Annotated in this window: 7 protein-coding genes; 5 read left to right on the top strand and 2 right to left on the bottom strand. The window is 40.5% G+C overall.

Features of this window, described 5'->3' with window-relative positions; genetic code table 11:
• The 3 genes from carB to QZ548_RS05155 form a co-directional block, all read left to right on the top strand.
• Positions 1–3,176, top strand: a 3,176-nt coding sequence (gene carB / locus QZ548_RS05165) for a carbamoyl-phosphate synthase large subunit (RefSeq protein ID WP_295868868.1), incomplete at its 5' end; no start/stop codon positions are given.
• A gap of 4 nt (positions 3,177–3,180) precedes the next feature.
• The gene (locus tag QZ548_RS05160) at positions 3,181–3,948 is read left to right on the top strand and encodes a dihydroorotate dehydrogenase electron transfer subunit (protein ID WP_005387326.1); all 768 of its coding nucleotides are present in this window, start codon (positions 3,181–3,183) and stop codon (positions 3,946–3,948) included.
• Positions 3,948–4,898 carry a dihydroorotate dehydrogenase gene (locus QZ548_RS05155; protein WP_295868867.1) on the top strand — a complete coding sequence of 317 codons (951 nt, stop codon included), beginning with the start codon at positions 3,948–3,950 and terminating at the stop codon, positions 4,896–4,898. The genes QZ548_RS05160 and QZ548_RS05155 overlap by 1 nt, the downstream gene beginning before the upstream one ends.
• Before the next feature lie 126 nt (positions 4,899–5,024).
• Here the strand turns inward: QZ548_RS05155 and QZ548_RS05150 are convergent, their stop codons facing one another.
• Entirely contained in the window at positions 5,025–5,915 is an 891-nt protein-coding gene (locus tag QZ548_RS05150; RefSeq protein WP_005387328.1) for a LysR family transcriptional regulator, read from the bottom strand.
• Between the two features lie 196 nt (positions 5,916–6,111).
• Here QZ548_RS05150 and QZ548_RS05145 point away from each other — a divergent pair, with 196 nt between their 5' ends.
• Positions 6,112–6,300 carry a hypothetical protein gene (locus QZ548_RS05145; RefSeq protein ID WP_227720963.1) on the top strand — a complete coding sequence of 63 codons (189 nt, stop codon included), beginning with the start codon at positions 6,112–6,114 and terminating at the stop codon, positions 6,298–6,300.
• Between the two features lie 23 nt (positions 6,301–6,323).
• On the opposite strand, the gene QZ548_RS05140 is transcribed toward QZ548_RS05145, so the two are convergent.
• Positions 6,324–6,977 carry a YigZ family protein gene (locus tag QZ548_RS05140; protein ID WP_295868862.1) on the bottom strand — a complete coding sequence of 218 codons (654 nt, stop codon included), beginning with the start codon at positions 6,975–6,977 and terminating at the stop codon, positions 6,324–6,326.
• A 342-nt stretch (positions 6,978–7,319) separates the two neighbouring features.
• Between QZ548_RS05140 and QZ548_RS05135 the strand changes: the two genes are divergently transcribed.
• Positions 7,320–9,433: cation-translocating P-type ATPase (locus QZ548_RS05135; RefSeq protein WP_295868859.1), on the top strand; the 2,114-nt coding region annotated here is incomplete at its 3' end.

Here is a 9,433-nt window from a genome sequence, read left to right as displayed (position 1 = left end):
TTGTAATTGGTTCTGGTCCAATTATTATCGGCCAAGCTGCAGAGTTTGACTATGCTGGTACACAAGCATGCCGTTCCCTTCGTGAAGAAGGTTATAAAGTAGTATTGGTTAACTCCAATCCTGCTACAATTATGACCGATACAGATATTGCAGACCGCGTATATGTAGAACCGATTAGTCTTGAATTCGTAACAGAAGTAATTAAAAAAGAACGTCCTTGGGGCTTATTGGCTACATTGGGTGGCCAAGTAGGTCTTAATATGGCCGTACAATTGTCTGAAGCTGGCGTATTAGAAGAATACGGTGTAAAACTTCTAGGTACAACACTTGAAGCTATTAAACAAGCAGAAGACCGTGAACTCTTCAAAGAAGCGATGAAGGAAATCAATCAACCAGTTCCTGAATCCGATATCTTTAACGATCTTGAAGAAGCGGTAGCCTTTGCTAATCGCATTGGTTATCCTATCATTATCCGTCCTGCTTACACATTGGGCGGTACTGGTGGTGGTATTGCGCATAATGAAGATGAAATGTATGAAATTACACGCCGTGGTTTGAAACTTTCACCAATTCACCAGATCCTAGCAGAACGTTCTGTAGCAGGCTGGAAAGAAATCGAATACGAAGTAATGCGCGATAGTGCAGATAACTGTATCATCGTATGTAATATGGAAAATATCGATCCTGTAGGCGTACATACTGGTGACTCCATTGTTGTGGCACCAAGCCAAACATTAAACGATATTCAATACCAAATGCTTCGTACTGCTTCTGTAGAAATTATTCGTTATTTGAAAATCGAAGGTGGTTGTAACGTACAATACGCGTTGAATCCAAATAGCAATGAATATATCGTTATCGAAGTAAACCCTCGTGTATCCCGTTCCTCTGCATTAGCATCTAAAGCAACTGGCTATCCAATTGCGAAGGTAGCTGCAAAAATTGCAGTAGGCATGACATTGGATCAAATTACAAATGCTGTAACAGGTGAAACAAAAGCATGCTTCGAACCTACTCTGGACTATGTAGTAACTAAATTCCCACGTTGGCCATTTGAAAAATTCAATTTGGCAGACCGCACATTGGGTACTCAAATGAAGGCTACTGGCGAAGTTATGGCTATCGATCGCTCCTTGGAAGGCTCCTTGCTTAAAGCAATTCGTTCCTTGGAAATTGGGTTAGACCATATTGAGCTAAAGAAAATCTCTCATGAGTCTATGGAACAATTGATTGAACGTTTACATTTAGTAGATGATGAACGTATCTATGTTGTAGCAGAAGCACTTCGCAAGGGCATTAGTGTAGAAAAAATTCACTACATTACAAAAATTGATACATTCTTTATTGAAAAAATCAAAAACATTGTTAATGTAGAAAAAGCATTGGCTGAACATGGCTTAACAGAAGAAGTATTGCGCAAATCAAAACGTTATTCCTTCACTGATTCTGTTATCGCCCGTTATGCTAATACAACTGTAGAAGAGGTTCGTGCAAAACGTAAAGAATGGAACATTCTTCCAACATATAAATATGTAGATACATGTGCTGCTGAATTCGAATCTAAAACACCATATTACTACAGTGCTTATGCACAAGAAGACGAAGTTAAACCACTCGGTGAAAAATCCGTTGTCGTACTAGGTTCCGGTCCAATTCGTATCGGTCAAGGCGTAGAGTTTGACTACTGCTCCGTACATTCCTCTTGGGCACTTCGTAAAGCGGGTTATCAATCTATTATGATTAACAATAACCCAGAAACAGTGTCTACTGATTTTGATATTTCTGATTCCTTGTACTTCGAACCTTTAACAGTGGACGATGTAATGGAAATTATCGATAAAGAAAAACCAGCTGGCGTTATTGCTCAATTCGGTGGTCAAACAGCGATTAACTTGGCAGGTCCATTGGCTAAGCGCGGTGTAAAAATTCTCGGTACATCCGTAGATAGCATCGACATGGCGGAAGACCGTGAACGTTTTGATGAATTATTGGCAAAACTTGGTATTCCTCGTCCAGTAGGTGCTCTTGTAACTTCCGATGAAGAAGCGCAAGCAGCCGCTAAAAACTTGAAGTATCCATTGATTGTTCGTCCTTCCTATGTATTGGGCGGCCGTGCCATGGAAATCGTATACAACGATAAAGAGCTTGATGTATACATGAAGGAAGCCGTAGTAGCTTCCAAGGAACATCCTGTTCTTATCGACCGTTACATGGTTGGTATGGAGGTAGAGGTTGACGCTATTTCCGATGGTACTGACGTATGTATCCCTGGTATTATGGAACAAATTGAACGTGCCGGCGTTCACTCTGGTGACTCCATGGCCGTTTACCCAGCTCAACATTTGAGCCAAGAATTGATTGATCAAATCGTTGACTATACACGTCGTATTGCCGTAGGCCTTAATGTTAAAGGTGTACTTAACATCCAATATATCGTGGCTGATGGTGAACTTAATGTTATCGAAGTTAACCCTCGTTCTAGCCGTACTGTACCATTCATTTCTAAGGTTACAGGTATCAATATGGTAGAATGTGCAACACGCATTGCTCTTGGTGAAAGCTTAAAAGATTTGGGATTGCCACTCGGTCTTGTACCTAATAAACCATATGTAGCTGTAAAAGCTCCTGTATTCTCCTTCTCCAAAATGGGTCTTGTAGAAATCGCTCTTGGACCTGAAATGAAATCTACTGGTGAAGTTATGGGTATTGGTCGTACTTATTCTGAAGCATTGTTTAAAGCTATCAATGGTGCGAACATGCGTATTCCAGAAGATGGTACAATTCTTATGACAGTAGCAGACCGCGATAAAGAGGAAGCTAGCCAATTGGCAAAAGGCTTCATCGAATTGGGCTATCACATCGAAGCAACTGGCGGTACTGGTAAATACTTCAAAGAACATGGTGTTGACTGCAAGGTAGTTAACAAAATCTCTGAAGGTGATGACAACTGTGCTGACCACATTCGTCAAGATAAAGTAGATCTTGTACTTAACACATTGACTGCAGGTAAACGCCCTGAACGTGAAGGCTTCCAATTGCGTCGTCTCGCTGTAGAAATGGGTACACCATGCTTAACAAGCCTTGATACAGCTCGTGAAGTATTGCGCGTTGTAGCTAATCGTAAAGATGATGCTAACTACAATGTAGAAGCATTACAAGATTTTGAATTGGAGTAAAACCATGAGTGGCTATGTAGAACAGGGCGAAGTCGTTCGCAATGAGCAAATAGGCTCTGATGTGTGGATTATGGATATTCACGCACCAAAACAAGCAGCAGAAGCAAAGGTAGGACAGTTTTGTAATGTTCGCGTAGCGGACTCTACGGCGCCATTATTGCGTCGCCCTATCAGCTATGCTGGATTCGATGCACAAAAGGGTATTATTACCCTTTTGTATCGCGTCGTAGGTAAGGGGACTGAAATTATGACACGTCTCGTACCTGGCGATACACTAGATTGTTTAGGACCTTTAGGTGAACCATTTGTAACATCTAAGAATATGCTTCTCGTTGGCGGTGGCGTTGGTATCGCACCAATGCTATGTATCGCATCCCATTTGAAAGAAGGGGAAGAGGCACAAGTTATTCTTGGTTTTAGAAATGAAAGCGAAACCTTCTGGGCAGATCTATTCAAAGATACGCCTGTTAAAGTACACATCACGACTGATGATGGTAGCGTAGGTACGAAAGGGTTCCCTACAGCAATCATGCCTGAGTTGATTAATGCTAATACTTTTACATCTGTTATGACTTGTGGTCCTACACCGATGATGAAAGGTGTGGCACAAGTAGCTAAAGAGCTCAACGTACCTTGCCAAGTATCTCTTGAAGAACGCATGGGCTGTGGCACTGGTGGTTGTTTAGGTTGTGCTTGTGATGGCGCAGGTGGCAAACGTTACAAAGTTTGTAAAGATGGTCCTGTATTCCCAGCTGAGGAGGTGTTCTTTTAATGAGTGAACGCGATTTAAATAACACCGTTACGCCGAATCCAAAGCTTGCTGTTGATTACTGCGGTATTAAGATGAAAAATCCTATTATTGCTGCATCTGGCACCTTTGGTAATGGCCCTGAATATGCTGGTTATTTAGACCTTAGCAATGAAGTAGGTGCTATTTCCGTAAAAGGTTTAACACCTAAAGGTCGCCACGGCAATCCAGGAACTCGTATCGCTGAAACACCGTCTGGTGTCTTAAACTGTATAGGCCTTGAAAACCCTGGGGCAGAACATTTTGTTACAGATATTTTGCCAGACCTCAAGAAATATGATGTACCATTGCTAGCAAATATGTCTGCTGGTACGGTAGAGGAATTTGCATGGATGGCAGAAACACTATCTGTAGATGGTATTGCAGGTCTTGAAGTTAATGTATCTTGCCCAAATGTTGCCTGTGAAGGCATGGCTTTTGGTATAGATCCAAAGGTAGTAGAACAGGTAACAAAAGCGGTTTGTAAAGTAACAGATAAGCCCGTTATTGTAAAACTTTCACCAAATGTTACAGATATTGTGGAAATCGCAAAGGCTGTAGAAGCTGGTGGCGGTGATGGGGTCAGTCTCATTAATACTATTCTTGGTATGGCTATCGATATCCATCGTCGTAAACCTGTATTGGGTAATATTTATGGTGGTTTATCTGGGCCAGCTGTTAAACCGGTTGCACTTCGCATGGTGCACCAAGTGTATAAAGGGGTCAATATTCCTATTATGGGCCTTGGTGGTATTATGACAGGCACTGATGCTATTGAATTTATGATGGCTGGTGCACAAGCAGTCCAAGTTGGGGTTGCTACAATGGTAGATCCAACAGCGATTTCTCGTATTGCTCGTGAAATGGGCGATTATGTGGAACAATATAATCTTAACAGTATTACTGATATAGTAGGTGCTGTCCATCAAGGATAGTAAAAAGAAGACCTAGTACATTATGTACTAGGTCTTTTTGTATGTATTGTATTAATGTTCATAACTGTACAAAATCTCATACGATAAGTTATAAATACCATATCATATAAATTAGTATCGTGAGGCTTATACATATGCTTTGTAGAAATCAATAAACTGCTGTGCTACAGGGGATAAAGCATGGCCTTTAAGCGTAATAAATGCTTTTTTGAAGTCTCCTGAGAATTCTGGCAATTTGATACGGGCCATTTTACGATGGTTAATGAGCTCTTTTGCATCCATAGGAACTAAAGACACAGTTCTCCCAGAGGATGCCCATTCGATGGCAGAGCTTTTAGTTGTAGTGATGGCAACAGCATTCAGTTGATCCATGTCAGTTAAGCTAGACTGCATAATCATTCGCACAGATCCACCAGAGAGGGATAAAGGACACTTTTTTATATCATCCCACGTGATAGTATCATGTTCACGATCTATCCAGAATACATCACGGCGGAAAATAGCGTATAAATGTTCCTCTTGAGTAAGAAGGATATCAAATTTATCAGTGTCTACCATTTGAATGTTTGCAATTCCAAGCTCTGCATTACCATTAATAAGTTGATTGACCACATTAGTCATTAGTCCTTCGTAGATTTCGAAGTGAACTGATGGGTATTTCATGGAAAAGGCTGGTAAGTATTGTTGTACGATTGGTGTGGAGCGCGATGCAGACGTAGCGATTCGCAATGTACCTTCAATACGTGAGTTCAACTGTTGTACTGCATTGTATGTTGATTCTTCAATGGAGCATAATTGTTGGGCTTTTTGATAAAAAATTTTGCCCGCATCAGTTAGTTGTAAGTTTGATCCTCGTTGGCCGCGCTTGATATTTATGAGTTGAGCTCCAAATTCAGCTTCTAAATACTTTAATTGTTTACTTAAAGCTGGTTGTGTAATATGAAGAATCTCTGCGGCCTGAGTCATATTGCCCGTTTGAACGAGGGTAATAAAATTGTGGTAGTAAGATGTATCCATAGAATCTCCCTATTATACACAAAATAAGATAAATAAAAATTATAACGAACTAAGTAACAGTAATTTCACATTTGATAAAATAGCGTATATACTATATTCATCAAGGAAAGAGAAAGAATAATGTGTTTAAAATAAACTTTCTATCCTTATCACAATTTTTAATATAATAATAGTGATTAAGAAAGTAGGTACTATCATGGGCGTAGTAAAAAGAACATTAAGTAAAGCAATTCGTAACTGGGAAGCACGTAGATTAATGACTGCACATAATGCAGGTGTTAGTCGTAAAAAACAACTTGAACGCGTATGGCCTCATCCATTAACTACAGAAAAACGTCATGAACTTGCTCAAGGCGTAAGTGGCTTAGTTCATAGCGAAAACTAATTACTATGTGTGTATCAGTTAGATTATTGTTCTAGCGGTAGCACCACTTCAATAGAATCTAATATAGTACAAGTAGCAGCTCCATGACTCATGTCTTGGAGCTCTTTTTGTATGCGCTCTACATCAGTAGGAGGTACTAAGATAGTAATATCTACATGTTCGCCAAAACTTGCTTCATAATGTAGTTTTTGATCTTGCACATATCTTTCTATAGCTCCATACATGGAATAGTCGATGGTAGCCTGCAACTGAGTTCGTGTTGTGTGTAGTTCTTTAGGGGCAAGATGTAAAGTTTCCGCAACGGAGTGTGAATATGCACGAATCAAACCACCTGCGCCTAGCTTAATACCTCCAAAATAGCGCGTTACTACGACAGCTACATTGGTAATACCTGTTTTTTTGAGTACTTCTAACATAGGTTTACCAGCGGTACCAGATGGTTCACCATTGTCAGAAGAGCGCTGTTGTTCTTGCTTTGGTCCTAATGCAAAGGCCGTACAATTATGGCGGGCATCCCAAAATTCTTTGTTGATGCGGCTAATAAAAGCCTGTGCCTCCTCTTCTGTAGAACAAGGGTATACAGTTGTGATAAAACGCGATTTCTCCACAACATATTCATGGCGAAATTCCTTCGCTACCGAAGTGAATTCTACAATAGGGCTTATTGATTCACACATAGCTTCACCTCCTTTGGAATCAAAGTTTATGTTTATTCATCATCACTTTATTATAATCTATTTTTTTATACTATGTATAGGTGTATAGGTGGCAGGAGATTAATTCCCTTAGAAAAAGGAAATAACCCTCTAGATTTGGTAGGATATTGACGTAATGAGAATTTATGTTATTATGGAAGAGAGTCGCATGAATGAATACTCATGTAAAGGTGTTCATATAATAAACTATACGTGTTTATAAATACTCTATTACCGATGTATGATATGTCTACTATGAGTTTCTGACTTATATAGATATATAGGACATATATTTTTGAAATTCTAGTAGAAAGAAGTGATATGATGAGTAAGAAGAAACAAGAGTTTGATATTACAGGTATGCACTGTGCTGCTTGTGTAAAGCGCGTTGAAAACGTCGTTTCTAAGATCGATGGCGTAGAATCTGTAAAGGTTAATCTACTCACTCGAAAGGGAAGCGTAGAATACAAAGATGGTTCTAATGTAGAACCACAACAAATTATCGATGCCATAACGAATATCGGTTTTGGTGCTACTGAAGCGGATGAAACGAAACAAGAAATAGAAAAGGTTAATTTAAAACCACATATTACACGCCTCATTATTGCGGCTTGTATGGCGGTACCGATGATGATCAACATGACCTTGCATCGTTTTGGTATTCAAGCGTTGCCGGTTTGGGTTGAATTTGTATTAGCCACTATCGCTCAATTTGGCCCGGGTCTCATGTTCTATAAGAGTGCATGGAGTGCCGTAAAGAATGGGGCTCTTACAATGGATGTCCTCGTTGTTATGGGTACGAGTGTGGCGTATTTGTTCAGTATTTATAATTGGCAGTTCCATCCAGAACTTGGTCCTCATGGTATTTACTTTGAAACCTCTGCATGGCTTATCACATTTATCCTTCTAGGTAAATTGTTAGAAGAGGTAGCCAAGGGGCGTACGTCTGAAGCGCTTCAAAAACTAATTGCTTTGCAACCGGCAACGGCTCATGTATTGCGAGATGGTGAATTTGTAGATATTCCTACCTCTAAGGTTGTGGCTGGCGATGTTTTACAAGTGCGCGCCGGTGAAAAGATTCCTGTAGACGGTACTATTACAGAAGGTTACTCTACCGTTGATGAAGCTATGCTTACAGGTGAAAGCTTACCTGTAGAAAAACAAGTGGGCTCTGAGGTTATTGGGGCGACTATCAATTTAAGTGGTGCTTTCACAATGGAAGCAAAGCGCATTGGTAGCGACACGATGTTATCTCAAATTATCAAGGTCGTAGAGGAAGCTCAAACATCTAAAGCAAGCATTCAACGTATTGCGGATATTGTGGCTCAATACTTTGTACCAACTGTTATTGGCCTTGCTGTACTAACTGGTCTCGTGTGGTACTTTATTGTAGGCGATTCTATCAATGTAGCCCTTATTAATGCGACCGCTGTTCTAGTTATCGCTTGTCCATGTGCGCTTGGCCTTGCTACACCGACATCCATCATGGTAGGTTCTGGCCTTGGCGCAGAACATGGTGTTCTCATCAAGAGTGCGGAATATCTTGAAAAAGCCGGTAAACTCAATGCTATCGTTATGGATAAAACAGGTACTCTTACACAAGGCGTGCTCGATGTAACGGAATTCAAAAACTATAGTGGTGATGAAAGTGTGAACATGTCCATCATGATGGCTCTTGAAAGCGGCACATCGCATCCGATTGCTAAGGCTATGGTTTACTATGGTGAAGATCATGGCTACAAGGGGAAGGCTGTTGAACTTGAAAGCTTTGGCGATGTACCGGGTAAAGGCTTGCAAGGTGCTTACCAAGGTGTATCTGTACAACTTGGTCATAGCCGCTGGATGAGTGAACTTGGTTATGATTTATCTAAGGTGCAAGATGATATTCAACATTTTGAAGAACAAGGTGCATCTGTATCTGTTCTAGCCGTTGATGGTATAATCAGTGCTTTGTGGGCTGTAGAGGATGAATTGCGTCCAGAAACTATTGAGGTTGTAAAAGAATTACAGTCTCAAGGTATCGATGTGTGGATGCTTACCGGTGATAATCGACGTACGGCTCAATATATTGCTAAACAAGCAGGTATTACTCACGTTATTGCAGAAGTCTTGCCTCAAGATAAAGCTAGCAAGGTAAAAGAATTACAAGATAAAGGTCTTGTAGTAGGTATGGTAGGCGATGGTATCAATGATGCACCTGCTCTTGTAACTGCAGATATTGGCTTTGCCATCGGCAGTGGTACAGATATTGCGGTAGAGGCGGCGGATATCGTTCTCGTAAGAAACGATTTACACACATTAGTACAAGCAGTACGCCTCAGTCGTAAGACGATGACCAATATTAAACAAAATCTATTCTGGGCATTGATCTTTAACTGCATTGGTATTCCTTTGGCTGCTGTAGGTGCCTTGAATCCTATGATTGCAGGTACTGCGAT

This window comes from uncultured Veillonella sp. (assembly GCF_915069625.1).
GTDB lineage: Bacteria > Bacillota > Negativicutes > Veillonellales > Veillonellaceae > Veillonella.
This window is presented reverse-complemented; position numbering and strand designations above follow the sequence as displayed.